Here is a 1200-nt window from a genome sequence, read left to right as displayed (position 1 = left end):
AGCAAGGCCGGATATAAGGACGCAGCCGACTTCTTCGCAGCACAACACAAATTCTTCTTGCTATCCGGGAGGCATCCATATAAGGCCCACATGAGCCGCAATCTGGAGACATAGGGGGACTCGATGCGGTCGCCTGGAACGAATCGAGGCGGAATCTCGAATGGGTTGGATTCAGTGACCTGGTTGCCCAAGGAGCGCATGAATCCGACGATGTCGTCCGCAATCGCGTCTCGGCCCACGGCGCGGAAGGCGCCGGCGAGGCGGCCGGCGATGGTGCGGTGGTTGCCTTCTGCGAGCAGACGGCTGAGCTCCGACGCGTCGCTGATCGACAGCAGTGCAACTTGCGCGTCCTGGGCGGAGGCTCTGAAGAAGTTCTCAGGCGCCTTCAAAAGCGCCTGGGCCAGCGTCATTGTTCGGATATTGCCGACGCTGTCGCGCCGGTCGGGGCCCGGAAAGTCCTTCGCCTGGTAGTCCATGAGGGAGAACCCATTCGGCAAGGGGAGCAAACTGTTCTTGCCTAGCGGCGCGTGAACGACGACCTGGATGGGCAACAACGTCGTGCCGGCGTGGAGCTTTAAGGAATAGTCCGCGGCAACACACCAGTCCGCGCCGAACCTGGCGTTGCAATAGGCGGCGATGAAGTCCTTCATGCCCGCGATCCATGGCGTCGTGTCGCCGGCCCTTGCCGAAGGGTTAGTGGAAATGTACCAGCCCTGGATCACCGGCCGGATATACCCAGCTTGGAGCAGAGCCTCCCGGTCTGCGCGAGAGAACTGGCTCGTGCTGAAGACGCTTTGCCCCTGTTCCTGCAGGGCATGCAACCCCTCCAAGCCCGCGGCGAGGCGCCGCTGAGCGGGGGTGGCCGCGCGCCCGGTGGTGGTCGTCAGATTGGTCGCCATATCTCGTCGCCCTGGTTGTTTCGCTTAACATCAGCCGCGTCGCTAAATTGCTCCGGAGCACCGGCAGCTAGGCTTCATTGTAGCTGGACGCTAGGTTTTATTGTAAGCTGGCCGCTAGGTTTCGATGCACTCGACGGCTAGCCTGGATTTCCACGCACCACTATTTGGGTAACGCTGCTCGATAGGAGCAGACCGCTTCTGCGCCTGGCGCCGGAGTGGCCTGGGCCTTCAGCGTTAGCGGTTGGTGCGCCCATCCCATCATTTCGACGGCCCCCACGCGGGGCCGTCGGCGTTCTTGCAT

General features: G+C 62.1%; 1 pseudogene. It reads right to left on the bottom strand.

Annotated features, from left to right (window positions below):
- A pseudogene (locus AC1DY5_RS56330) lies at positions 1-899 on the bottom strand (hypothetical protein); the annotation flags it as partial.
- Positions 900-1200: the final 301 nt, after the last annotated feature.

The sequence above is a fragment of the Variovorax sp. P4_D9 genome (assembly GCF_056401695.1).
Note: the sequence above shows the minus strand (reverse complement) of the source record. Positions and strands in the feature narration are given on the sequence as shown.